This is a genomic window from Azospirillum sp. UENF 112521, assembly GCF_058780665.1.
Genome location: NZ_JBSNCI010000003.1, coordinates 390064 through 415443 on the forward strand (window position 1 = coordinate 390064; position 25380 = coordinate 415443).

The following is a 25380-nucleotide window of genomic DNA, read 5'->3' on the forward strand; positions in this document are numbered from 1 at the left end:
CTCAGCCCTTCTTTCCGAAGAAGTCCATCGACCGCCGCAGTTCCGGCTGCTCCAAAGCCGCTTCGTCCAGCGTGCGCCCGGCCCGCACGGCGTCCCAGGCCTGCCGGATGCTCCGCACGCCGGCCGCCGGCCCGTCGGGATGGGCCATGATGCCGCCGCCGGACATGAACATCAGATCGGCGGTCCCCACCGCCTCCCAGGTGACCGGCACCGTGCCGGCCCATTGCCCGGAGGAGAAGGCCGGCATCACGGCGTCGGAACCGTCCGCCGCATCCGCCGCCAGCGGCGCCAGACAGGCCCGCGCCCCCTCGATCACCTCGGCGTCGGGCTGGGCGAACTTGCCGTTCAGCCCGTGGACATGCATGTGGTCCACCCCCGTCAGCCGCCACAGCGCCTGATAGGCGTCGAAGCCGATCCCCAGCAGCGGATGGCGCGACAAAGCGCCGAAGCCGTTGCGGTGGCCATGCAGCGCCAGCCCGCTGTGCCGGCGCAAGGTCTGCACCGCCGAATAGCCGCACCAGTTCAGGCTGACCATGATGCAGGACCCGCCCTCGCGCTCCACCAGATCGGCGTGGCGGCGCATGGCGTCGGTCTCGTCGGTGATGTTGAAGGCGACCATCACATGCTTGCCGGTGCGGTCCTGGTGGCGGCGCACCCGGTCCATCACCGCCGGGATGCGCTGGGCCAGCGGCGCATGGGCCGGATCGGCGCAGATCTCGTCGTCCTTGATGAAGTCCAGCCCGGCGGCGCACAGCGTGCCGACCAGCTCGCCGGTCTCTTCGGCCGACAGCCCGACATTCGGCTTGATGATGGAGCCGACCAGCGGCCCGTCCGCCACCCCGGTCAGCCGCCTTGTGCCGGCGACGCCGTGGCGCGGCAGGTCGAACTGCGCGCGGTAGGCCTGCGGCAGGCGCAAGCTCTCCAGCCGCAGCCCCGTCACCTCGCCCAGATCATAGAGGTTGCCGGCGACCGTCGCCGCCAGCGTCGGCAGATTGGCGCCGATGTTGGCGGTCGGGAAGGAGATGGTGACGCGCGCCCGCTGCCAGGGCCCTGGATTGCGCTGCCGCTCCAGCCAAGTGTTCGGCAGGGCAGGGGTCTCGGCGACGTCCAGCTTCTCCACCAATTCGACGATGGCGCGGGCACGGGCCCGCAGATCGTCGGTTTCGCCATGGACGCGGGTGAAGGTGCCGCAGGACTGCTCCCCCGCCATCACCTCGGCCACCTTGGCCGGGGCGAGGGGGGTTTCGATCAGATATGTCGCTTCGATGCGGTCGGCATGCATGATGGCCGCCCCTTACAGCTTGCTCAGGTCCGGGAACGGCCGCACCGGGTCGCTGCCGTCCCAGCCCATCGACGCTTCGCGGATCAGGTCGAACATCTTGCCCTTCGGCCCGGCGACCTCCGACAGCTCGATCACCGTGCCGGGATGGTATTCGGTGTCGAAATAGATGAAGCGGCCCTTCTCGCCGACCTCGCCGCTCATCACCGGCTTGAAGCCCTGCGACAGCAGGCGCTCCAGATCGGCATCGTAATCCTCGGTCCAGTAGGCGACATGCTGCAAACCGGTGTTCCCGGCCTGGAGGAAGTCGCGGTACATCGACGGCGCGTCGTTGCGGGTCTGGATCAGCTCCATCTGCAACGGGCCGGAGTTGGCCAGCGCCACCGAATTGTGAACCTCGTAGGATTCGCCGCGGTAGCTGTAGTTCCGGATCGGAACCCGCTCGTTGTAGAACCACGGCCCGATGCCGAGCGTGCGGCTCCAGTAATCCATGGCGGCTTCGATATCGCGCACGACGTAGCCAGCCTGACGGATCTGGCCGAAGAATCGGCTCATTGAGGGAACTCCGATAAGAGGGAATTTTAAGGAGGCCGGGCGCCCGCCTTTCAGCGGGCGTTGAAACGGATCAGCGGGCCAGGAAGCCGGTCGAAATCCAGGGAATGGCGGCGACGATCACCAGCCCGACCAGCAGCGCGCCGACATAGCCCCAGATGTGCTTCAGGCCGTCGTCGGGATTGACCTTGCTGATGGCGCAGGCGCCGTAATAGCCGACGCCGAAGGGCGGGGCGAACAGGCCGATGCCCATGGCGAAGATGACGACCATCGCATAGTGGACCTCATGCACCCCGGCCGCACGGGCGATGGGGAACAGCAGCGGTCCGAACAGCACGATGGCGGGGATGCCCTCCAGCACGCTGCCCAGGATGATGAAGGCGACGATGGAGATGGCGAGGAAGCCGTAGGCGCCGCCGGGGATGCCGGCCATGAAGCGCGCGAGGTCGGACGAGAAGCCGGACTGGGTCAGGCCCCAGGCCATCGAGGTGGCGCAGCCGACGATGAAGATGATGGCCCCGGTCAGCGACGCCGTCTCGATCAGCATCGGCTTCAGGCGGCGCCAGTCGAACTGGCGGTAGATCAGCAGCCCGACCACGGTGGAATAGGCGATGCCGATGGTCGACACCTCGGTCGCCGTCGCGATGCCCTCGACCACCGCGGCGCGGATGACGAAGGGCAGGGCGATGGCGGGCAGGGCCACCATGGCCAGCCGGGCGATCTCGCGCCCTGCGGTGCGCTCGACGTGGCTCAGATCCTCGTTGCGGTAGCGCCGCCAGACCACGAAGCACAGGCAGGCGCCCAGCACCACGCCCGGCAGCATGCCGCCGGTGAAGAGTGCTGCGATGGACACGCCGGTGACGGACCCGATGGTGATCAGCACGATGCTGGGCGGAATGGTCTCGGTCTGCGCGCCGGTCGCGGACAAGAGCGCCACCAGATCGCCCGGAGGGGCGCCGCGCTTCTTCATCTCCGGGAACAGCACCGGGGCGATGGCCGCCATGTCGGCGATCTTCGATCCGGAGATGCCCGACACCAGATACATGGCGCCGATCAGCACATAGGACAGGCCGCCGCGCACATGGCCGAGCAGGCTGGCGAGGAACTGGATCATGGCGCGGGCCATGCCGGTCATCTCGATCAGGAGGCCGAGGAAGACGAACAGCGGCACCGCCAGCAGGATCAGGTGGCTCATCCCCTCGTCCAGCCGGCCGACCATCACCAGCAGCGGCGTCGAGGTGGTCAGCGCCAGATAGGAGAAGGTGGCGAGCGCGAAGGAGAAGGCGATGGGCACCCCGGCGAAGACGTTGGCGGCGACCAGCCCGACGAAGAAGATGATGAGGTTCAACTGCCCCAGCGGCTTCAGCATCGGCCCGGCGACCCAGAAGCCGGCAACGATGGCGCCGGTCACCAGCGCCGCCACCAGCACCGTCAGGGGCCTGGCGATGCGCAGCAGGCGGAACAGCGCCGCCACCAGCATCAACCCCAGCCCGACCGGCAGGGCGGACGCCCGCCACGCGTTGGAGATCTCCATCGCCGGGGTGGTGATGAACTGCTCCTCCATCGCGTAATCGACGGCGTGGTAGAGCACCAGCGTCAGGAAGGCGATGGGGGCGGTGATGGCGATGCATTCCAAAAGGCTGCGCGCCTGCGGGCCGACGCGGCTGACCAGCCCGGTCATCCGCATATGCTCGCCCCGGCGCAGCGCCACCACCGCACCCAGCATCGACAGCCACAGGAACAGGATGGAGGCCAGCTCGTCCGACCACACCAGCGGGGTGTGGAACAGATAGCGGGCGGTGACGCCGGCCAGCAGAACGACGATCTCGACCAGAACCAGAAGGCCCGCCACGACCTCGACCCCGACGGACAGGCCGTGGTCGATCCTGCGCAGCAGCGAGGCGCCGCCGCCGGCACCCAGAGTGCCGGGAGGCTCGGCAAAGCCGTGGACCGGCTCGGACATGTGGGACATGGCGGGATGTTCCTTCATGGAAGAGGACCTGAATGGACTGCTGCGACGGTCAGGCGAGCTTGCCGACCGCCTCTTCCAGCAGGCCCCAGGCCTCGTCGCCGAAGCGGCCCTTCCATTCGCCGTAGAAACCGGCGTCGCGCAGCTTGGCGCGGAAGCTGTCGGGCGAGGGCTGGTTGAAGGTCAGCCCCTTCGATTCCAGATCGGCCTTGACCGACTGGTTCAGCGCCTTGATGTCGCCGCGCTGCGCCACGCCGGCGTCGTTGATGGCGTTGGCGACGATGGTCTGCATGTCCGCCGGCAGGCCCTTCCAGGCGCGGCCGTTGGCGATGAACCAGAAGCCGTCCCAGATGTGGTTCGACACCGAGCAGAACTTCTGCACCTCGTACAGCTTGGCGACCTGGATGATCGGCAGCGGGTTCTCCTGCGCGTCGACGATCCGGGTCTGCAGCGACGAATAGACCTCGCTGAACTGCAGGCTGGCCGGGGCGGCGCCCAGCCCCTTGAACATGGCGATGCTGAGCGGGCTGACCGGAACGCGGATCTTCAGCCCGTTCATGTCGGCGGCCGAAGTGATCGCCTTGTCGCCGCTGGTCATCTGGCGGAAGCCGTTGTCCCACATCTTGTCGAAGGCATAGAGCCCGACCTTGGAGATGGCGTTGCGGACGTGGGCGCCCAGCTTGCCGTCCATCGCCTTCCACACCTGATCGTAGTCGGAGAAGGCGAAGCCGACCGCGTTGATCGCGGCGACCGGCACCAGCGTGGCGATCACCAGCGCCGACGGCGTGAAGAAGGTCAGGCCGCCGCTGCGCACCTGGGACAGCATGTCGGTGTCGCCGCCGAGCTGGTTGTTCGGGAAGATCTTGATCTCGACCTTGCCGTTCGACTCCTTGGCGATGCGCTCCGCCGCCTGCTGGGCGCGGACGTTCAGCGGATGGCTCAGCGGCAGGTTGTTGCCGTACTTCAGCTCGAACTCGGCGGCGCGCGCGATGTGCGGCATGCCGATCACGGCGCCGGCGGCCCCGATCGCCGGAATGGCGGCGGGGGTGGCGGCGATGGCCTTCAGCATCGTGCGGCGGCTCAGACTGGTCATTTCAAACCTCCCATGGATTACCGGCCGACGTTGCTGTTTCCGGCCTTGCGTTTCTGATGTGATCTGATGTCAATTGATGATTGTTGGAGGGACGGTATGTCCATCGCCGACAAGTGTCAAACATCGAAATTGATGGTTTTTGATGGTTTCAGTGAAGGACGATCCGGAAATTGCCGCCGGACCCCGCGGGCTGCCGCGGGTGGTCGACATCGCGCAGGCGGCGGGCGTCTCCACCGCCACGGTGGACCGCGTGCTGAACAACCGGCCGGGGGTGCGCGCCGCCACGGTGCAGCGGGTGCTGAAGGCGGCGGCGGAGTTGGATTATCTGCCCGACGGCGACCTCCATGCCGCGGCGGGGCAGAAGCCGATGCGGCTGTCCTTCCTGCTGCCCGCCGGCAACAACCGCTTCCTGACCGGGCTGGGCGAGATGATCCGCCGTGCCGACTCCATGCTCGCCCCGCACGGGGTGAAGGCGCAGGTGGAGTTCATCCGGAGCTTCAATCCGGACCTGCTGGCGCGCAGCCTGTTCCAGCACGGCCGCCGCGCCGACGGCGTCGCCTTCATGGCGCTGGAGCATCCGGCGGTGCGCGAGGCGGTGGACGCGCTGGCCGACCGCAACGTGCCGAGCGTGACGCTGATTTCCGACATCCTGAACTGCCGGCGCGCCGGCTATGTCGGGCTGGACAACCGCGCGGCCGGCCGCACCGCCGGCTACCTGATCGCACGCTTTTTGAAACACCGCCCGGCCAAGGTGGCGATGATCGCCGGCAGCCTCAGCTACCGTGCGCATGAGGACCGCGAGATGGGCTTCCTCCACGTCCTGAAGGAGATCGCCCCCGACATCGAGGTGGTTGGCCTGCGCGAAGGCCATGACGACGAGGGGAAGAGCTACCGCCAAACCCGCATGCTGCTGGGCCTGCATCCCGACCTTGCCGGGGTCTATAATATCGGCGGCGGGGCGGAGGGGGTGGCCCGCGCGCTGAAGGAGACGCGGCGGGAACGCGAGATGGTCTTCATCGGCCACGGCCTGACCACCGAAACGCGCGGCCTGCTGATCGACGGGGCGCTGGACGCGGTGATCACCCAGGATCCGCGCAACACCCTGTCGGCCTGCGTCGGCATCTTCACCAACCTGCGCGCCGGCCGCCCGGCGATGCAGGGGGTGGAAACGCCGCGGGCGGAAGTGATCTTCCGCGAAAACCTGCCGAAGAACATGCTGCCGGACGAATGAAAGGAGGCCGACAAGCGCCCTCTCCCGCCCCGGCGGATAATCCCCTCTCCCCCCGGGGAGAGGGTTAGGGTGAGGGGGACGCACCGCGAGGATTTTCAAAGAAAAAGGAGCGCCGGCACTGTTGCCGACGCTCCGCAATGCATCCCCCTCACCCCGACCCTCTCCCCGGGGGGGAGAGGGGGATATCCGCACCCATCCCCCTCACCCCATCTTCCACTCCGCCGGCTGCACCCCGCCTTCCGCCGGCGCTTCCACCCGACGCTCCGCTCCGGCCAGCTTGCGCAGCAGCACGTAGAACACCGGGGTCAGCACCAGACCGAACAGCGTCACGCCGATCATGCCGGCGAACACCGCCACACCCATGGCGTGCCGCATCTCGGCGCCGGCCCCGCTGGAGGTGACCAGCGGCACCACGCCCATGATGAAGGCGATGGAGGTCATCAGGATCGGCCGCAGCCGCAGCCGGCTCGCCTCGATCGCTGCCTGCACCACGCTGCGTCCCTCATGCTCCAGTTCGCGGGCGAACTCGACGATCAGGATGGCGTTCTTCGCCGACAGGCCGACCAGCACCATGAAGCCGATCTGCGTGAAGATGTTGTTGTCGCCCCCGGTCAGCCACACCCCGAACAGGGCGGACAGCACGCTCATCGGCACGATCAGTAGGATGGCGAGCGGCAGGGTCAGGCTCTCGTACTGTGCGGCCAGCACCAGGAACACCAGCAGCACGCTGATCGGGAAGACCCAGAGGCCCGCATTGCCGACCAGGATCTTCTGATAGGTCAGGTCGGTCCATTCCAGCTTGACGCCGCGCGGCAGCACCTCGGCCGCGATGCGCTCCGCCGCCGCTTCCGCCTGTCCCGACGAATAGCCCGGCGCCGGCCCGCCATTGACGTCGGCGGCGGTGAAGCCGTTGTAGCGCACCACCATCTCCGGCCCATAGCCCGGCTGCACCGTGACCAGCGAGGATAGCGGCACCATGGTCCCCGCCGCGTTGCGGGTCTTCAAGAGCCCGATGTCGTCGGCGGTGTCGCGGAAGGGCGCGTCGGCCTGCACCCGCACCTGGTAGACGCGGCCGAAGGCGTTGAAGTCGTTGACGTAGAGCGAGCCCAGATAGATCTGCATGGTGTCGAACACGTCGGCGACATTGACGCCCAGCTGCTTGGCCTTCACCCGGTCGAGATCGACGTCCAGCTGCGGCACGTTGATCTGGTAGGCGGAGAAGGTCGGCCCCAGCTCCGGCGTTTGCGCCGCGCGCTTGACGAAGGCGTTCACCGCCTCGCTCAGCGCCTCGTAGCCGAGGTTGCCGCGGTCCTCCAGCTGCATCTTGAAGCCGCCCAGCTGCCCCAGACCCATCACCGGCGGCGGCGGGAAGATGGCGACGAAGGCCTCCTTCAAGCCGGCATAACGCTGCTGCAAGTCCATGGCGATGGCGCCGGCCGACAGCGACGGATCCTTGCGTTCGGCAAAGGGCTTCAGCGTGACGAAGACGATGCCGGCGCTTGACGAGTTGGTGAAGCCGTTCACCGACAGGCCGGGGAAGGCGACAGCGCTCTGCACGCCGGGACGCTTCAGCGCGATGTCGGTCATCTCGCGGATCACCGCCTCCGTCCGGTCGAGCGAGGCGCCGTTGGGAAGCTGGGCGAAGCTGATCAGATACTCCTTGTCCTGCATCGGCACGAAGCCCGACGGCACCGAGCGGCCGAGCAGCACCGTGGCGCCGATCAGCAGCGCATAGACCGCCAGCATGACGCCCTTGCGCCGCACCACCCCGCCGACGCCGCGGCCATAGCCCTCCGACGCCCGGTGGAACACCCGGTTGAACAGCCGGAAGAAGCCGCCGAACACCCGGTTCATCGCACGGGTCAGCCAGTCCTGCGGCTCGTCGTGGCCGCGCAGCAGCACCGCCGCCAGGGCCGGCGACAGGGTCAGCGAGTTGAAGGCAGAGATCACGGTGGAGATCGCGATGGTCATCGCGAACTGCTTGTAGAACTCGCCGGTCAGGCCGGTCATCGCCGCCAGCGGCACGAAGACGGCGACCAGCGTCAGCGCAATCGCGATGATCGGGCCGCTGACCTCCTGCATGGCGCGGATGGTGGCATCGCGGGCCGACAGGCCGGACGCGATGTTGCGCTCGACATTCTCGACCACGACGATGGCGTCGTCCACCACGATGCCGATGGCCAGCACCATGCCGAACAGCGACAGCGCGTTGATCGAGAAGCCGAAGGCCAGCAGCAGCGAGAAGGTGCCGACGATGGAGATCGGCACCGCCAGCAGCGGGATGATCGATGCCCGCCAGGTCTGCAGGAAGACGATCACCACCAGCACGACCAGCGCCACTGCCTCCAAGAGCGTGTGGATGACGGCCTCGATGGAGGAGCGGACGAACTGCGTCGGGTCGTAGACGATGGAGTAGTCGACGCCGTCGGGCATGTCGCCCTTCAGCTCCGCCATCACCTTGCGCACCTCGTCGGAGATGGCGAGCGCGTTGGCGTCCGGCGTCTGGGTGATGCCGAGCGCCACCGCCGGCTTGTTGTCGAGCAGCGAGCGCAGCCCATACTGCGCCGCGGCCAGCTCCACCCGCGCCACGTCGCGCAGCCGGGTGACGCCGCCCTCATCGCCGGTCTTCAGCACGATGTCGCCGAACTCGTCGGCGGTCTTCAGCCGGCCGCGCGCGTTGATCGACAGCTGCATCGGCACGTCGGGCAGCGAGGGCGAGGCGCCGATCACGCCGGCCGCCACCTGGACATTCTGCTCGCGGATGGCGTTGACCACGTCGGTCGCGGTCATCCCGCGCTGCGCCACCTTGCCGGGGTCGAGCCACACCCGCATGGCATAGTCGCCGGCCCCCCACACCTGCACCTCGCCGACGCCGGAAATGCGGGTCAGCCGGTCCTTGACGTTCAGCACCGCGTAGTTGCGCAGGTACGTCATGTCATAGCGGTCGTTGGGCGAGAGCAGATGCACGACCATGGTCAGCGTCGGCGAGCTTTTCACCGTGGCGACGCCCAGCCGCTGCACGTCGGACGGCAGCCGCGGCATCGCCTGCGCCACGCGGTTCTGCACCAGCTGCTGCGCCTTGTCCGGGTCGGTGCCCAGCTTGAAGGTCACCGTCAGCGCCAGGTTGCCGTCGCTGTTGGCCTGCGACTGCATGTAGAGCATGCCTTCGACGCCGTTGATCTGCTCCTCCAGCGGGGAGGCGACGGTCTCGGCGATGACCTTGGGATTGGCGCCGGGGAACTGCGCGCGCACCACGACGGACGGCGGCACCACCTCCGGATATTCGGAAATCGGCAGGCGGAAGACCGCGATGGCCCCCGCCAGGAACAGAGCCACCGACAGCACGCCGGCAAAGATCGGCCTGTCGATGAAGAATTTCGAGATGTTCATCTGGGGTCTCCCAGGCTGCACGCTCCCCATCCCTCCCCGCATTTCGCGAGGAGGGTTAGGAAAGGCGCACACCCGTCTTGTTCGTGTCTTAGCGGGCCGCCGTCTGGGTTTTCTCCGTCCCCATGGCGACCGTCTTCGGCGTCACCGCCATGCCCGGCCGGGCGTGCTGCATGCCGTTGACCACCACCTGCTCGCCGGCCGACAGCCCCGCCGTCACCACGCGCAGCCCGTTCTGCAAGGTGCCGAGCTTCACCGGCCGGTATTCCACCTTGTTCTCCGCCGTCACCACCAGGACGAACTTCTTGTCCTGGTCGGTGCCGATGGCGCGGTCGTCGACCAGCAGCGCGTCATAGGGCTTGGTGCCCCCCACCTTCACCCGTGCATAGAGCCCCGGCACCAGCGTGCCGTCGCCGTTGTCGAAGCGGGCGCGCACGCGGATGGTGCCCGACACGCTGTCCAGCCGGTTGTCGACATGCTCGACCATGCCCGACCGCGAATACTCCTCCTCGTTGGCGAGGCCGAGCCGGACCGGGATCGTCCCGGAATCGCGCATCGGCGCGATGTGGCGCAGATAGGTCTGCTCATCGACGTCGAACGACGCATAGATCGGCGACTGCGACACCAGCGTCGTCAGCGGCTCGGCGGCAGCACCGGCGGCCACCACATTGCCGACCGTCCGTTCCGCCCGCGACACCCGGCCCGACACCGGCGCCGTCACCCGCGTGTAGCCGAGATTGAGCCGCGCGATGTCCAGCGCCGCCTGCGCCGCCTTCAGGTTGGCCGCCGCCTCGCGGGCGGCGTTGTCGCGCTGGTCCATGGTGCTGCGCGAGATGGTGTCGTCGCGCACCAGCTTCTGCGCGCGGTCGAGGTCGGCGACGGTGAAGCGCACCCGCGCCTGCGCCGCCGCGACCTGCGCCTCGGCCCGCGCCACCTCCGCCTCATAGGGGCGGGGGTCGATGGTGAACAGCACGTCGCCCTGTTTCACCAGCGCGCCGTTGCGGAAATGCACGGCGACGATGGTGCCGGGCACCTGCGGCCGGATGTCGACGCGGTCGACCGCCTCCAGCCGGCCGGAATAGGACTGCCAGTCCGTCACCGGCCGGGCCAGCACGGTGGCGACATCCACCTCGGCCGGCGGCGGGGCGGGGGAGGCGGTCTGCGCTTCGGCCGGGCTTCGCAGGGTGACGGCGCCGGTCAGCGCCGCCACGGAAACACCGGCCGCGATCAGAAGGGAAAGTGTCTTGCGGGACATGACGTTACCTGCTGCTTGAAGTGTCGGGACGGGCGCCGGTCAGGCGGCGCCGGAAGAAATCGGCCGCGGCGGCCAGCGCCGGCGGGTGGTTGGCGAGGCCGGCATGGCTGACCCCGGCAAAGCGGGTGACCTCGGTCGGCACCCCGGCGTCGATCAGCCGGGCGGCATAGCTTTCCGCCTCCGGCCGCAGCACGTCGTTCTGCGCCGTTGCGATCAGGATCGGCGGCAGCCGGCCGAGCCGGCGCGATTCCAGGGGTGCGGCATAGGGATGCAGCCGCAGCGCCGCCTCCGGCAGATAGGCGCGGTAACAGCGCGCGCAGTCGGTCACGCTGCCCTCGCCATCCCCGACCCGCGTCAGGCTGGGATCGAGCATCGGCCCGAACAGCGCCTGCGCCGCGATCTCCGGCCCGCCGCGGTCGCGGGCGAGCAGGGTGAGCGACACCGCGACATGCCCGCCGGCATCGTGGCCGGCGACGCCGAGCGGCCCGGCCCGCTCCGCCAGCCACACGGCGGCGGCATGGGCATCCTCGATGGCGGCGGGGAAGGGATTGGCGGGGGCCAGCGCATAGCCGACGGCGACCACCAGCGCCGGAATGCTCTCCGCCAGCGCCGTCGCCGTGATCTCCACCTCCTCGACGGAGCCGGAGGTGAAGCCGCCGCCATGGAAATACAGCAGTCCGGGCAGCGGCCCGGCAACCGCCGGCCTGAACAGGCACAGCGGAACCTTGCGACCCTCCACCGTCAGCGACGTGCGTGAACGTTCCATCCCGATCCGGCGACCAGCGCCCCTCCTGCAATGCGGCAAGAGCGATAATGTGCAGGTGCACGGGTGGGATAAAGCGGCTGCGGCTGGGAACAGAATTCAGCCGGGACGAACAATCGCGGCAGGGTGGCGGTGGCTGTTTGTGGGGGATGGGCTATTCGGGCCGATGTCCTCCCGGCGCGAAGGGCATTCGCATCCGGCTGCACGATCCTATATGCTCAACGGAAAGCATAACGGTGGAGGAAGCGAAAATGCGCTATCACATCACGGGGAGTTCTCAGGTTGGCGTTATGGGCCTGAAGCGGGACACTCTTGAAGGTGCGCTCAAGAAGGCCAACGAACTCCGCCAGCAAGGCATCTACAACGACGTGCAGATCATTGATATCGAGACGGGAGACGTCGTCAAAGAGCCGTTGCCTGTCGGCGATCAGGCAGGGAATTGAGCCTTGCCCAAAGGCCCGCTGGGCAGTCTGCCATCGTGATGATGGGCGACTGCGCAGCCGGCTGAACAACCGGGTGCAGATCACCACTGACGGGCACAAAGCGTATCTGGAAGCGGTGGAGGGGGCCTTCGGCGGGGACGTGGACTATGCCCGGTTCATCAAGCTCCAGGGCGATCTTCCGGAGTGCCACAAGGGCAGCTATCCGGCAGGGGAGGTCGTGATGTCCGTGCCCATGGAGCGCTCCACGTGGAATCCGCAAAAGCGCCCGACTGACACCGGAGCGCACGAGCCGACCGAGGAACTCACGCGGGTGGCGCTGTCCAAGCCGGTGGAGACCGAGGACGGCGTGCTGCCTGCCGGGTCGATGGGGACCGTCGTCGGCATATACCGGGGTGGTGCCGCCTACGAGGTCGAGTTCGCGAAACCCTTCCACACCGTCGCCACCGTCATGCCGGACGCCATTCGACATGCACGTGCCTGACGCCGACAGGGCGACGCTGGACCTTAAGAAGATCACCCATTACCTGCTGGTACCCGATCACCCCGAAGGCTAAGTTTTTCATGGCTTGCGGCTTCAGCCATGACACCGTCGCCGCCTTCAAGGCGGTGCTGCCGCCGCATCAGGATCAGACCTGATCCCACATTGCCGCTATAAACCGGCAAGCGCTCTCAATGTCATTCACCCTACGGACGTTGCTGTTAGGGGCTTGGAATACCTCCCCATGCTGAACGTCTATCGACATGCAAAGTCGATTGGACGCAACACGTTCTGATTGGATGTGTTGCTCAACGTGAAGCCGCGCCAATGCGGCGACGCAGTAGCCCATTTCCTGACGCCGCGCTCTCGCAGAGTCCGTGTCCGCGTCGTCCTGAGTCATTCTCAGAATTGCTGCCCCTATCTGCTGCTGACTCCGACTCGATCCATGGACCAGCATGTCTGCACGCACAGAGATTTCGACGCCTTGTATTGCTAGCTTTGGCTGGCTGTTTGGGGCAGGAATGAAATGAAACGCGGAAAGCCTATTGGACATTCTCTGAATAGCGTGCAGGACTTCAATAGAATGACGTGCATCCTCTTTCCGCATGCTGCTTTCAGAGGGATCATCCATCCGTTGAGAAAGCATATTCTCAGCAGTAACAAGGCAATTCACAGGGCGACGAATATCTGTTAAATATTGGCAGATTGCTGCCCTCGCGTCGCGATATCGGATGATAGGTGGAGTTTGAGGGTTCTTGGCCCTTCGAATGATACTTACCCTTGCCGTGTCAGACGACACCATGAAGAGGGCAAGTTCGTTGGTGGAAATCCTGGGCGCTTGCCGCACCGGGGGGAAAGCGATGGCCATGGACGATATCCTCATGAGCGCGAAGATCGGTGAGGGGCGGAGTGTTCATATTGCCACCCTTTCGCGTCAGACGATAGTTGACTCAGGTGCAGAGCACCTTGGGTTCAGTGGGTACTTTGTTTTCGAAGCTAGTGATCTCCCTGGCAACGGTGGTATCGACGTTCTCGGGAAAGCTCAGTCATTTGAAGCCGCCCTGCGATTGGCCGATATAATCGCTGCCGGATTGCGAACGACGTTCGTGCACGAAAGCGATGATGCTTTCATTGCGTGCTGCCACGCCGACTGACTCGCTCATATTGACCACCCGCTCTGTATTCGCTGAGCGTATGCACTGCCGCTCAGATGGCCTCGTTCTGCCTTCTCCGAGTCGCACCAAAAGCATGCCGAAATGAACATCATGTTCTTGTTTGGGTACCTGACCGATCTTCATGTCACTGTCAGTGACGAGGGCAGAATGCGGCGCTTTTGAGGCACAACTATGCTTGTACGCATCGCGGAAAACCGCGAATTCGACATAAATTCCTTATTTATCAATATGTTGCAACTTGAGAAGCATTATCATTTGCGCTTCTTAAAGTCCCCGTAGTCAACCTGTGGGGCGCAGCGGAGACCAGCAGCAATATTACTGGTACCGGCGGCGCTTGACAGCAACCCGCGGACTCGCTCTTTTGTCTGCATGTACTACTCAACGCGACACACGTCGCTACGCCGTGCCTATAGAGCGCTGGTGCGAATTCCCCTAGGCAACGAAGGAGGCTGCAAGGCCACAACGCCCTAACTTTGTCCGGCGTCAGAAGCCCAGCTAGCGATATGCGGCTGAGCGGACGCTCCCCAGAACCGGAGTTCCAGTCCGGTTCGTGGGGAGAGCCACTTTAGAACTTAACCGCAAAAATGCACTTGACTTGCGGTTCATGCTTTTGAGAAAGCGGAATTACGCTAACGCATGAGCTCGCATTTTTCAAGGGTCAAGTGCTCGTAAACCATGTGTTTAGGAGCAAACTAATGCACTCTCACCACGATAGCCGCACCGAATTCAAGGCAGAACTTCACTCCCCGCGTCGCGCCAACTTCATGAAGGCTTGTTACGTTAAGTGGCTGATTGAAGTAGAACGCACAACGCAGACTGAAGCGGCAATTCAAACTGGTCTCAATGGTGGGACGGTGAACCATATTGTCCATGGTCGCCGTTACCGGAGTGCGCGTCCTGTTTGTCCCCCTGAGTACAGGCGGTAACCGGGGGCACTCCTGCGGGTCGGCCTAGCCCTCTGGCGGGTCGATCCGCAGCCTTGTGCATCATGTGGCCGTCAGGACTTGAAGCATGGACGTGGCGCTGAATGTGCCCCGTCCGGTCTTGTTGCTGACGTTCCTACCGCTTCCGCACAAAAATGTAGCGCAACGCCTGCGCAAACGCCAAAAAGCGGGCGACCAATCATCCCCCGGCACCGTTGCCGTTCCACCCCTCTTCGGACAAACCCTCTATGGCAGATTTCTTCCCGCGCTGGCCGCTCGCGACCGGCCCCGTCGTCCAGCCGGACGAGCGGCTTCCCTGGGGCTCGACCCTGACGCTCGGCGTCCAGCATCTCGTCGCCATGTCCGGCTCGACCATCCTCGGGCCGCTGCTGATGGGGTTCGATCCGAACCTCGCGGTGCTGTTCTCCGGCATCGGCACCCTGCTGTTCCTCGTGCTCACCGCCGGGCGGGTGCCGAGCTATCTGGGATCCTCCTTCTCCTTCATCGCCGTGGTGATCGCGGTCACCGGCTACGGCGGCCAGGGGCCGAACCCGAACATCGGGCCGGCGCTCGGCGGCATCATCGCGGCAGGATTCGTCTATGTCCTGATCGGCCTGCTGGTCAGCTACACCAGCACCAACTGGATCGAGCGGCTGATGCCGCCGGCGGTCACCGGCGCCGTCGGTGCGGCCATCGGCCTCAACCTGTCGCCGGTCGCGGTCAAGGGCATCGAGGGGACGGGGCCGCACATCTTCGTCGCCCTGTTCACCCTGCTCGCCACCGCCCTCATCGCGGTCTATGCCCCGCTCGCCATCCGCCGGGTGTCGATCCTCGTCGGCATCGCCGCCGGCTATGTCTTCTATCTCGTGCTCGCCAACGGCATGGGCCTGCTGCCGCCGGTCAGCTTCGCCGAGCTGGACGCCGCCCCCTGGTTCGGCATGCCGGCCTTCCGCACGCCGACCTTCGATGCGGGCGCCATGGCGCTGGTCGCTCCCATCGCCTTCATCCTCGTCGCCGAGAATCTCGGCCACATCAAGGCCATCGGCGCCATGACCGGGCGCAACCTCGACCGCTTCATCGGCCGCGGCTTCATCGGCGACGGCATCGCCACCATCGTGTCCGGCAGCGGCGGCGGCACCGGCGTCACCACCTATGTCGAGAACATGGGCGTGATGGCGGTCACCCGCGTCTTCTCCACCCTGATCTTCGTCGTCGCCGCCGTCGCCGCCATCCTGCTGGGCTTCTCGCCGAAGTTCGGCGCCCTGCTGCGGACCATCCCGGCCCCGGTGCTGGGCGGGCTGGCGACCGTCGTCTTCGGCCTGATCGCCGCGGCGATGGTGCGGCTGTGGGTCGACAACCGCGTCGATTTCTCCGATCCGCGCAACCTCATCACCGTCGGCGTGACGCTGGTGCTCGGCGCCGGCAACTTCACCGTCACCGCCGGCGGCTTCTCCATCGGCGGCATCGGCACCGCCACCATCGCCGCGCTGGGCCTCTACCAGCTGCTCGGCATCGGCCGGGCGCGCGAGGCCGTCCGCACCGGCTCCGGGCCTGCCCCCCAGCCTGACCGCGCGACGCTCCACTGAGGGCAAGACACCCCGCGCCGCCGCCCTCCCGGCCCTTGCCGGGGACGGCGGCGGCGCACCCGTCCTCGGGCTTTTTACAAAAACTCTCCATCAAAGGACTAAAGTCCCATAGGCTCTCCGCAATTGTCTCTTCCTCTTGCGGAGCCTCGCCATGCCTCTCGATCCCCGCAGCTTCACCACCGACAATTTCCCCCGCTGGGCGGAGGAGCCGCCGACGCCGTCGGAAGGCGCGCTGGTCCCCGGTTCGCAGTTCCACGAGGAACAATGGATCATGGCCGCCGGCATGCTGGCCCGCGGCAACAGCTTCCTTCAGGTCTCCCGCGCCATGGGGTGCAGCCGGACGACGCTCTGGCGCGCCTATTACGGCTCCAAGGATTTTCGTCACAGGGTTTGGTGGGAGCGGCAGGCCCTGAACCGTGAGGCCGAGCTGCGCCTGTCCTCGCTGCGGGTGCTGGTGGCCGAGCAGATCGAGCGGCTGGTCACGTCGGGCGACCCCGCCACCGTGCGCTGGCTGGCCGAGCGGCTCGGGCTTTTCGCCGGCCTCGACCTGCCCGCGGCCAAGCGGCAGGACGCCAACCCCGACCGGCCGGCCGACCCTCCTCCGGCCCCGAAGCCGGCCCCCCGTCCTGACGACCCGCCCGCCGTCACCGTCCCCGAACTCGACGACGACATCCCCGGCGCCATCCGCGAGCGCTGCCCGCCCAACCCGGCGATGGTCGCCGCCGTCCTGGCCCAGCCGGAGGCGGCGGGACCGAAGGGCCTCTTCCCCTACACGCTCAACCAGTATGAGGAGTATCCCAACCTCAACCCCGGCCCGGTGAGCCGCCGCGCCATCGGTGCCTTCTCCGGCCGGCGCTAGATGGAACAGCCGCCGGAAAGCGTTCCACACCGTTCCATCCCGCCGCGCCACACCCACCACCCTTGATCCGCGACCGCCCGATTGCTATTCGGCCGTCTTCGGCGGACACTCTCCCCATTTGCGGGAGGCCCCACTTGCGGGAACCGCGATTGATAAGGACGGGGTCCGTATGGACAAGCTGCATGCGATGCGCGTCTTCATCCGGGTGGTCGAGGCGAACAGCTTCTCGAAGGCGGCGGAAACGCTGGGGCTGCCGCGCGCCTCGGTGACGACGACCATCCAGAATCTGGAGGCGGCGCTGGGCGTGCGCCTGCTCCAGCGCACCACGCGCAAGCTCAACCTGACGCTGGACGGTGCCGCCTATCTGGAGGGCGCCAGCCGCATCCTGTCGGAAATCGACGAGATCGAATCCACCTTCACCAGCGCCCGCAAGACGCCGCGCGGCCGGTTGCGGGTGGACATGCCGGGCTCCATCGGCCGGCTGGTCATCATCCCCTCGATCCACGAATTCCACGCCAAGTACCCCGACATCGAGCTGATGCTGGGGCTGGGCGACCGGCCCATCGATCTGGTGCAGGAGGGGGTCGACTGCGTCGTCCGCATCGGCGAGCTTGCCGATTCCAGCCTGCTGGCCCGCCGGATCGGCGCCATGCAGCAGGTCACCTGCGCCAGCCCGGCCTATCTCGCCGAGCATGGCGTGCCGAAGACCATCGAGGATCTCGAACGCCACATCGCGGTGAATTATTTCAGCAACCGCACCGGGCGCAACCTCGACCTCAGCTTCCGCCGCGACGACGAGGTGGTCGACATCGCCATGAAGGGCGTCATCTCGGTCAACGACGCCGACGCCTATGTCACCTGCGGGCTGGAAGGGCAGGGCATCCTGCAGCCCGGCCGCTTCATGGTTTTGCCGCACCTGCGCAGCGGCGCCCTGCGCGAGATCCTGCCGGACTGGCGGCCGCCGCGGATGCCGATCTCCGCCGTCTACCCGCAGAACCGCCATCTGTCGCCGAAGGTGCGGGTCTTCGTCGACTGGCTGGCCGAGCTGTTCGAGCGCTGCCCGCTGCTCCAGGGCGAGGATCTGCCGGGCGACCTGTGCGAGCAGCAGAAAGCGCCGATGGAGCGGGAGGGGGCCTGCGAATGCGTGATGTGAGGCTCAGCCGGCCGTTTCCATCGCCGTCTCCATCAGCGCCCGGTACGCCATCTGGTCCTCGTGCATCCGCAGGAACACGGCGTATTTGGCGTCGTGATAGGCCCGCATCGCCCCCTCGGCCGGCGTGATGCGGCGGCCGGCGCGGCTCATCCCGGCCATGCCGGCGGCGATGTCGGGAAAGGCGCCGCCCGCCACCGCGCCCAGCACGGCCGCACCCAGCAGCACCGCCTCCGGCTCCTCCGGCAGGACCAGGGTGCAGCCGGTGGCATCGGCATGCGCCTCCAGGAACACCGGGTTCTTGGTGCCGCCGCCGCAGGCGAGGATGGTGTCGATGGCATAGCCCCGCCCGTTCATCGCCGCGACGATGTGCCGGGTGCCATAGGCCACCGCCTGCACCGTCGCCAGATAGAGCAGCGCCAGATCCTCCAGCCCGTCCGACAGCCGCAGCCCGGCGATGGCACCGCGCAAACCGGCATCGGCCCGCGGCGAGCGGTTGCCGTGGAAGTCGGGCAGCACATGCAGGTCGCGGGTCAGCATCGCCACCGGCCCGCCGCTGCGCTCCGCCAACGCCGCCAGCTCCTCGTTCAGCAGCTGGTAGATTGTGGTGCCGCGCCGCTGGGCCTCAAGGGCAAGCTCGCCATGGCGGGGATGGCCCTGCACCACATGGTCGATCAAGGCCCCGGTCGCCGACTGCCCGCCCTCGTTCAGCCACAGCCCCGGCAGCATGGCCGAATGGTAGGGACCCCAGACTCCGGGGATGAAGCGCGGGTCACCGGGACTCATCACCATATGGCAGCTCGACGTGCCGCCGATCAGCGCCAGCCGCCGGTCGAAATCGGCGCTGCCCGCCGCCTCCAGCGGCACCCCGATCACCCCGATCCCGCCGGCATGGGCGTCGATCATCGAGGTGCCGACCGCGATGCCCGGCGTCAGCCCAAGCTCGCGCGCCGCCTCAAGGCTCAGGCCGCCGGCGACGGCGCTGCCGACCTCGCCGACCTCGGTGCCGATGCGGGCATGCCCCTCATCCACCAGATCGCCCAGCCCGATGGCGCGGAGGTAGCCGTCGTCCCAGCGCCCCTCATGCCCCAGATAGGTCCATTTGCACACCAGAGAGCACAAGGACCGCCGCGCCGACCCGGTCGCCCGCCAAGTCAGAAAGTCCGGCAGGTCGAAGAAATGGGCGGCCCGGCTCCAGCTCTGCGGCATCCTCTCCTTCAGCCACAAGAGCTTGGGCGTCTGCATCTCCGGCGACAGCCGCCCGCCGACATAGCGCAGCACCTCATGACCGCCGGCATTGATGCGGTCGGTCTGCTCGATGGCGCGATGGTCCATCCAGACGATGACGTTGCGGGAATCGTCGCCCTCCGGATCGACCGTCACCGGCCGCCCGGCGGCGTCCAGCACCACCAGCGAACAGGTGGCGTCGAAGCCGATGCCGACCACCTCCGGCTTTTCGGCGCAGGCGGCCAGCGCCTCCTTCACAGCGGCGCAGACGGCGGCCCAGATGTCGTCGGAGGACTGCTCCGCCCACTCCGGATCGGGCTTCCACATCCGGATCGGGCGGGAGGCGGCGGCCAGCCGGCGGCCGGCAAGGTCGAAGATGCCGGCCCGCGCGCTGCCGGTCCCCACATCCACCCCGATCACGGCGCGTGTCATGGCATGTCCCCTTTACAGGCTGGCGCAGAAGGCCTCGAACGCCTCGCGGCTGGCGTAGGATTTCTGGGTGCCCGGCCGGGTGATGCTGTCGGCGGCATAGCGCACCGCCTTGTGCAGCGCGGCGTCGAGGTCGCGGTTCTCGACATAATAGCGGGCGAAGCTGCCGATGAAGGCGTCGCCGGCCCCGGTGGTGTCGACCGGCGTCACCCGCACCGGCTCGATCCGCCGGGTCTCCTCGCCCTTGGTCACCAGCAGGGCACCGCGGGCGCCCAGCGTGACGATCACCGTGCGGATGCCGCGCCCGATCAGCGCGCGCGCCGCCGTCTCGGCCTCCGCTTCCGAATTCACCGGCAGTCCGGAGATGGTCGCCAACTCGGTCTGGTTCGGCACCAGGAAGGTGACCTGCTCGATCCGCTTGGGGTCCAGATCGGTGGGGGCCGGGGCCGGGTTCAGCAGGGTCTCGATGCCGTGCCGCGCGCCGAACGCGATGGTGTGGTAGATCGTCTCCAGCGGGACTTCCAGCTGCATGACGATCAGGTCGCAGCCCTTCAGATCCTCCGCCGCGCGGTCGATGTCGGCCGGCGACAGCAGGGCGTTGGCGCCCTTGATGATCAGGATGCTGTTCTCGCCCGACGGCTCGACGAAGATCGGGGCGACGCCGCTCGACGTGCCGGGCACCCGCTCGACATAGCGGGTGTCGATGCCCGAAGCCTCGAAGTTGCGGATGGTGTTGTCGGCGAAGATGTCGTCGCCGACCTTGGTGACCATCATCACCTCGGCGCCCAGCCGGGCGGCGGCGATGGCCTGGTTGGCGCCCTTGCCGCCGCAACCCATCTCGAAGCGCGGCGCCTCGATGGTCTCGCCGGGGCCGGGCATGCGGGCGGTGTAGGTGATCAGGTCGACCATGTTGCTGCCGACCACGGCGATCTTGCCCATCTTCGGTTACTCCTTTCACAGCGCCCGGATGGCGCATTCCTCGGCTTCGGCCTCGTCGGCGGTCAGATAGCCCAGCCGCACCGAGAAGCGCCGCGTCTCGCCGCCCGCCAGCGTCTGGACATTGCCCTTCGCGCTCTCCGCCTTGTAGCCCTCCGGCTCGCAGGTGGATGGCAGGGCGAAGGCGCAGACCTTCTGGTCGCTGTTGACCAGCACCCAGCGCACCGTCTTGGGGAACTCCCGTGTGCTGTAGGCGATGTGGAAGGCATCGCCTTCCCGCCTTCGCATCATCACCGCGGTGCCGCCCTCGTCGTCGGTGCGCAGGCCGCGGATGTAGAAGACCTGTTCTGGGTCGTAGCGTCCGGGCTCGTCCAGCACCTCCATCACCGCCGGATCGCGGGCGAGGTCGGACAGCAGCGCGTCATAGGCCGGGCTGCGCGGCACATGGGCCGGCACCACCGTGCGCACCGCCGTCGCCTCCGGCGTGAAGGGAGCGGGCTGGACGATGCGCGCACCCTCAGCGAAGGCGAAATTGACGTGGCACATGTACATCAGGTCCATCGCCGCACCCGACAGGTTCTCCACCACCATCGCGATGTCGAACAGGGCGGAGCCGGGGCGCAGCACCACCCGCGGCCGGGCGACGTAATGGGCGCCGAAGCCCATCACATACTCGCGCCGGCCGGTAACCGCCATGTAGGGGCCTTCGTCGTCCTCTCCCACTTCCAGCCCGGCATCGTCCATCGGGGCGCAGGGCATCTCGCCATGCAGGAGGTGGCTGTCCTGCGGGCCGGGGCAGCCGTTGCGCAGCAGCCCGGAATGGAAGGCGAAGCAGCCATAGGTACCGACGATCTCGCTGGCTGGGCGCGGCATGTCGAACATGTTCGCCATGGTCAGGTCGACGCCGTCGAACACCGCATCCCACACCATCTGGCCGTAATAGGGCAGCACCACCAGATGCCCGCGCCGGTTGGACAGCCGCACCGCCTCGATCCCGCTGTCGTAGCGGAACAGGCTGGCGGTCATGCCGTGCGCCTCGGCGACCGGTCGCTCGGCCTCGCCGAAAAAGCTTTTGCGGAAATGGATTGCGGTTCGGACGCTCATGGGATTTCCTCCCTAACGAAAGCCGGCCTGGAAACCGGCTAGCGGGTGCGGTTCTTGTAGGCGTTGATGGCGATGACCAGCAGAAGGAACGCGCCCCAGATGAAATCGATCAGGTGGTTGGAGAAGCGCAGGATCTGGAAGCCGCTCGACAGCAGCATCAGCGCCGCCACCGCAATGGTGATGCCCAGCACCGTGCCGCGCCCTCCCGCCGGGTTGGTGCCGCCCAGCACGGCGATCAGCACCGCCTGCAGCAGGTACGAGGTACCGTAATCCGACTTCGCCGCGTTGGTCCGCCCCGACAGGATGATCCCGGCGACCGAGGCCAGAACGCCGGTCAGCATATAGCTGTACAGCACCATCCGTTCCCGCTTCAGCCCGGCGAACAGCGCCGCCTTCGGGTTGGTGCCGATCAGCATCAGGTTGATGCCGAGCGCGGTGCGGCTCAACACGAAGGCGATCAGCACGGCGATCACCGCGAACAGCACGAAGGGCGTCGCCAGTCCCAGGATTTTGCCGTTGCCGAGGAAGGCCCAGGCGGTGGGGAAGCCGACGATGGCCGGCCCGCCGGTCAGCACGATGGCGAGCCCGGTGAAGACCTGCCCCGTCCCCAGCGTCGCCAGGATCGGCGTGATGCCGAGGCGCGTGATCAGCAGTCCGTTGACCGTCCCCGCCGCCAGCCCGGTGCCGAGCGCGATCACCCCGCCCAGCAGGACGGTCAGGATGCCGGCGTCGGCGATGCCGGCGGCGCCGGCCATCTTGTGGAACAGCACGCCAGCCAGGATGCCCGACAGATTGGCGACCCCCACCACCGACAGGTCGATGCCTCCGGTCAGCATGGCGATCATCATCGCGATGGAGAGCAGCCCCAGCTCGGGGAAGATGTATGTGATCGATTCGAAATTGTAGTAGCGCAGGAACTTGTCGGGGCTGAGCGCCGTCATCACGGCGAAGATCAGCACCGTCATCACCAGAAGCTGGACGATGTTGTTGTCGCGGTTGATCAGGCTGCGGATGTTCATTTGCGTTTTCATGCTTCCGCCTCCTCACGCCGCCCGGCGGCGGTCGCGCCACGCCGACAGGGCGGTCGCGGCGATGACGATCAGACCCACGACGACGAGCTGCCAGGTGGTGTCCACGCGCATGATGATCAGGCTGTTCTTGACCATCACCAGCATGAAGACGCCGAGCATGGTGCCGAGCACGCTGCCCCGCCCGCCGAAGATCGACGCCCCGCCCAGCACCACCGCGGCGATGACATCCAGCTCCAGCCCGACGAAGTCGCGCGGGTTGGCGAGCCAGATCATGCCGCTGTGCAGAAGCCCGGCGAAACCGGCCAGGGCGCCCGCGACGCAATAGATGAAGAAGATGGTCTTGCGCAGGTCGAAGCCGGCGCGGCGCGCCGCCTCCGGATCGCCGCCCAGCGCATAGGCGCTGCGGCCGATCATGGTGTAGCGCAGCACCAGATGCATGGCGAGCGCCAGCCCGAGATAGATCAGCACCATCGCCGTCAGGCCGTAGGTGGTGCCGTCGGCCTTGGTGACGCTGACCACGTCGGTGCGGGCGAAGTCGATCAGCGCCGTCGGCATCTTGTTGATGTTGATCATGCTGGTGCCGACGACGCCCAGCAGGAAGCCGCGCACCATGGCGCTGGTGCCCAGCGTCACGATCAGCGGGATCATGCGGAACTTGTAGACGAAGAAGCCGTTCACCGCGCCGAACGCCAGCCCCATCAGGGTGGCGGCCAGCAGTGGCAGGACGACGCCGTTGTAGCCCAGCGCCAGCATGCCCTTGATCGTCAGATACATGGCCGCGACGGCGAAGGCCGGGAACGACACATCGATGCCGCCGGAGATCAGCACCAGCAGGACGCCCATCGCCATGATGCCGATGATGACGTTGCTGCGCATCAGGCTGAACAGATTGTCGAGCTGCCAGAAGGCGGGGTTGATCGTGCCGATGAGGACCATGGCGAGCAGCAGGATGCCCGCGATGACCGTTTCCGACCGGCGGAGCAGGGCCATCGGTTCCTCCCTCAGGTAAAGGTCTTGAGCCGGTCGCTGACCGTCTCTTCGGTGACAGCGGCGGCGGGCAGGTCTTCGATGAAGCGCCCGCGATGCATCAGCACGATGCGGTTGCAGTTCTGCACCAGCTCCAGCACGTCGTCGGAGATCATCAGGACGGCGAGGCCGTGATGCTGCGCCAGCTCCCGGATCTTGGCGTGGATTTCCGCCTTCGACCCGACATCGACGCCGACGGTCGGGCCGTTCAGGATCAGCACGCGGGCGTCGGTCAGCAGCCAGCGGGCCAGCACCACGCGCTGTTGGTTGCCGCCCGACAGCTGCATCACCGGCTTCTCGGCGGTCGGCGTGGCGATCTGCATGGCGCGGACCATGCCCTGCGTCATCTCCTCCGCCCGTTCACGGTCGATCACCAGCTTCGGTGCCAGCCGCTCGTAGGAGGTGGCGAGCATGTTGCGCTTGATGCTCTGCGGCAGGAACAGCCCTTCGGTCAGCCGGTCCTCCGGCACATAGGCGATGCCGGCGGCGATCGCCTCCTGGGTCGTGCGCAGCCGGACCGGCGCGCCGTCGATCAGGATGTCGCCTTCATAGCGCGGGACCATGCCGAACAGCGCCAGCGCCAGATCGGTACGGCCGGAACCGAGCAGGCCGGACAGCCCGACGATCTCGCCCGGCCGGATGGCAAGGCTCAGATCCTCGCATTTGCCGGGCACGGTCAGGCCGCGGATCTCCAGCCGGGGCACCGGCGGCGGGCCGGGCGGCGGGGTCCAGACATAGGGTTGGTTGAGGATGTCGCCACCGGTCATGTGGCGGGTGATCAGCGCCTCGTCGAAGTCGCCGGTCGGCCCCTCCGCCACCTTGCGGCCGTTGCGGATCACGGTGATGCGTTCGCTGATCTCCAGCATCTCGCGCATCTTGTGGCTGACGAACAGGATGGCGATGCCGCGCGCCTGGATGTCGCGGACGATGCGGAACAGCGTCTCGACCTCCTTGCGGGTCAAGGCCGTGGTCGGCTCGTCCATGATGATCAGGCGGGCATCCGACATCAGCGCGCGGGCAATGGCGACCAGCTGCTTGCCGGCGGTCGGCAGCGAGGCGACCTCGGCATCGAGGTCAAGCTCCACGCCCAGCCGGTCGACCGCCTCGCGGGCGATGGCGCGGGTGCGCCGCCAGTTCATCAGGCGCCGCTTCTCGCCGAGATGGACGTTCATCGCCAGATTCTCGGCGACGGTCAGGTTCCCGAACAGGGAAAAGTCCTGGTAGATGACCTGGACGCCGTGGGCGATGGCCTCGATCGGCGACATGCCGGGCATCGTCTTGCCGTCGATCAGCAGTTCGCCGCCGTCCGGCTGATAGACGCCGGACATGATCTTGATGACGGTGGATTTGCCCGACCCGTTCTCGCCGGCCAGGCAATGAATCTCGCCGGGCTTGATGACCAGCGACATGGCGTCCAGCGCGACGACGCCGGCAAACACCTTCCGGATGTTCCGGAGTTCGATGAAACCGTCCGACATATCTTC

General features: G+C 67.0%; 19 protein-coding genes and 1 pseudogene. 6 read left to right on the forward strand and 14 right to left on the reverse strand.

The features are described from left to right. Window position 1: 1 nt before the first annotated feature. The 4 genes from ACWPN8_RS17510 to ACWPN8_RS17525 all read right to left on the reverse strand — a co-directional run bounded on the left by ACWPN8_RS17510 (window position 2) and on the right by ACWPN8_RS17525 (window position 4893). Entirely contained in the window at window positions 2-1282 is a 1281-nt protein-coding gene (locus ACWPN8_RS17510) for a ribulose-bisphosphate carboxylase large subunit family protein (protein WP_492241628.1), read from the reverse strand. Between the two features lie 12 nt (window positions 1283-1294). Beyond that, the gene (locus tag ACWPN8_RS17515; RefSeq protein WP_252140874.1) at window positions 1295-1834 is read right to left on the reverse strand and encodes a VOC family protein; all 540 of its coding nucleotides are present in this window, start codon (window positions 1832-1834) and stop codon (window positions 1295-1297) included. 70 nt (window positions 1835-1904) lie between these two features. Further along, window positions 1905-3803, reverse strand: coding sequence for a TRAP transporter large permease (locus tag ACWPN8_RS17520; RefSeq protein ID WP_492241629.1), 1899 nt, complete (start codon window positions 3801-3803; stop codon window positions 1905-1907). Window positions 3804-3852: 49 nt separating this feature from the next. Next, a complete protein-coding gene (locus ACWPN8_RS17525) occupies window positions 3853-4893 on the reverse strand; it encodes a TRAP transporter substrate-binding protein (protein ID WP_492241630.1) in 1041 nt (346 codons plus the stop codon). Between the two features lie 142 nt (window positions 4894-5035). On the opposite strand from ACWPN8_RS17525, the gene ACWPN8_RS17530 reads away from it, so the two are divergent. Beyond that, a complete protein-coding gene (locus ACWPN8_RS17530; protein ID WP_109450899.1) occupies window positions 5036-6124 on the forward strand; it encodes a LacI family DNA-binding transcriptional regulator in 1089 nt (362 codons plus the stop codon). Between the two features lie 201 nt (window positions 6125-6325). Here the strand turns inward: ACWPN8_RS17530 and ACWPN8_RS17535 are convergent, their stop codons facing one another. The 3 genes from ACWPN8_RS17535 to ACWPN8_RS17545 form a co-directional block, all read right to left on the reverse strand. Beyond that, window positions 6326-9514 carry an efflux RND transporter permease subunit gene (locus tag ACWPN8_RS17535; RefSeq protein ID WP_492241631.1) on the reverse strand — a complete coding sequence of 1063 codons (3189 nt, stop codon included), beginning with the start codon at window positions 9512-9514 and terminating at the stop codon, window positions 6326-6328. Window positions 9515-9602: 88 nt separating this feature from the next. Next, a complete protein-coding gene (locus ACWPN8_RS17540; protein WP_098736866.1) occupies window positions 9603-10766 on the reverse strand; it encodes an efflux RND transporter periplasmic adaptor subunit in 1164 nt (387 codons plus the stop codon). A 4-nt stretch (window positions 10767-10770) separates the two neighbouring features. Beyond that, entirely contained in the window at window positions 10771-11532 is a 762-nt protein-coding gene (locus ACWPN8_RS17545) for an alpha/beta hydrolase (RefSeq protein ID WP_109450896.1), read from the reverse strand. A 248-nt stretch (window positions 11533-11780) separates the two neighbouring features. Here ACWPN8_RS17545 and ACWPN8_RS17550 point away from each other — a divergent pair, with 248 nt between their 5' ends. After that, a complete protein-coding gene (locus tag ACWPN8_RS17550; protein WP_492241632.1) occupies window positions 11781-11972 on the forward strand; it encodes a hypothetical protein in 192 nt (63 codons plus the stop codon). Between the two features lie 13 nt (window positions 11973-11985). Next, a pseudogene (locus ACWPN8_RS17555) lies at window positions 11986-12168 on the forward strand (IS1 family transposase); the annotation flags it as partial. A 1328-nt stretch (window positions 12169-13496) separates the two neighbouring features. Here ACWPN8_RS17555 and ACWPN8_RS17560 read toward each other — a convergent pair. Beyond that, window positions 13497-13748: a hypothetical protein gene (locus tag ACWPN8_RS17560; RefSeq protein ID WP_492241633.1), complete on the reverse strand. Its 252-nt coding sequence runs from the start codon at window positions 13746-13748 to the stop codon at window positions 13497-13499. Window positions 13749-14796: 1048 nt separating this feature from the next. Here ACWPN8_RS17560 and ACWPN8_RS17565 point away from each other — a divergent pair. The 3 genes from ACWPN8_RS17565 (at window position 14797) to ACWPN8_RS17575 (ending at window position 18146) form a co-directional block, all read left to right on the forward strand. Beyond that, window positions 14797-16134, forward strand: coding sequence for a solute carrier family 23 protein (locus ACWPN8_RS17565; RefSeq protein ID WP_492241634.1), 1338 nt, complete (start codon window positions 14797-14799; stop codon window positions 16132-16134). 151 nt (window positions 16135-16285) lie between these two features. After that, entirely contained in the window at window positions 16286-16993 is a 708-nt protein-coding gene (locus tag ACWPN8_RS17570; protein WP_492241635.1) for a hypothetical protein, read from the forward strand. A gap of 169 nt (window positions 16994-17162) precedes the next feature. Continuing rightward, window positions 17163-18146: a LysR family transcriptional regulator gene (locus ACWPN8_RS17575; protein WP_109450888.1), complete on the forward strand. Its 984-nt coding sequence runs from the start codon at window positions 17163-17165 to the stop codon at window positions 18144-18146. 3 nt (window positions 18147-18149) lie between these two features. On the opposite strand, the gene ACWPN8_RS17580 is transcribed toward ACWPN8_RS17575, so the two are convergent. From ACWPN8_RS17580 to ACWPN8_RS17605, 6 genes are read right to left on the reverse strand one after another with little or no spacing between them, the layout of a single operon-like run. Further along, window positions 18150-19802, reverse strand: coding sequence for an FGGY-family carbohydrate kinase (locus ACWPN8_RS17580; RefSeq protein WP_492241636.1), 1653 nt, complete (start codon window positions 19800-19802; stop codon window positions 18150-18152). Window positions 19803-19814: 12 nt separating this feature from the next. After that, on the reverse strand, window positions 19815-20738 hold the full coding sequence (gene rbsK, locus ACWPN8_RS17585) for a ribokinase (RefSeq protein ID WP_492241637.1): 924 nt from the start codon (window positions 20736-20738) through the stop codon (window positions 19815-19817). Between the two features lie 15 nt (window positions 20739-20753). Beyond that, entirely contained in the window at window positions 20754-21839 is a 1086-nt protein-coding gene (locus ACWPN8_RS17590; protein WP_492241638.1) for an aldose 1-epimerase family protein, read from the reverse strand. 38 nt (window positions 21840-21877) lie between these two features. Beyond that, window positions 21878-22870 carry an ABC transporter permease gene (locus tag ACWPN8_RS17595; protein WP_109450882.1) on the reverse strand — a complete coding sequence of 331 codons (993 nt, stop codon included), beginning with the start codon at window positions 22868-22870 and terminating at the stop codon, window positions 21878-21880. Window positions 22871-22882: 12 nt separating this feature from the next. Continuing rightward, complete coding sequence (locus tag ACWPN8_RS17600) at window positions 22883-23860, reverse strand: ABC transporter permease (protein ID WP_012977088.1); 978 nt, start codon at window positions 23858-23860, stop codon at window positions 22883-22885. 11 nt (window positions 23861-23871) lie between these two features. After that, window positions 23872-25374: a sugar ABC transporter ATP-binding protein gene (locus ACWPN8_RS17605; protein WP_492241639.1), complete on the reverse strand. Its 1503-nt coding sequence runs from the start codon at window positions 25372-25374 to the stop codon at window positions 23872-23874. Window positions 25375-25380: the final 6 nt, after the last annotated feature.